The organism is Treponema sp. R6D11, assembly GCF_054786075.1.
In genome coordinates, this window is record NZ_BDHD01001169.1 from 1 (window position 1) to 369 (window position 369).

Genomic DNA, 369 nt, shown 5'->3' on the forward strand with positions numbered 1-369 from the left:
CAAGGGTTTAGGGCTCGCAATTTCTAAAAGCATTGTGCAGATGATGGGCGGCGGTATATGGGTTGAATCTGAACTTGGGAAAGGTTCCTCATTTATTTTTACGGTAAAAGCCGCGTACAACCCGGAAAGCAACGCGAAAGCCATTTCGAAAGCTATCGAGCAACGCCAAGATGAACGCCCATGCGAAAAAAACGGCGGGGGCAACCAGGGCGGAAAAAAACAAAAAGGGGGGGGAAAAAAAAAAGCGGGGACATTGGGGGCTTTTTTGGGGGGGGGCGCACACCGCGCCGGCGACGTGGGAAATAAACATGGAAATTTTTAAACACCCTTTTTGCCCCCGCGGGTGGGAAAAAAAAGAGGGGGGCTGTG

General features: G+C 51.2%; 1 protein-coding gene. It reads left to right on the forward strand.

Going from position 1 to position 369, the window contains the following annotated elements; genetic code table 11:
* On the forward strand, nt 1-322 hold a 322-nt coding region (locus ACYVTD_RS17970), incomplete at its 5' end, for an ATP-binding protein (protein WP_461248974.1).
* Nucleotides 323-369 lie beyond the last annotated feature (47 nt).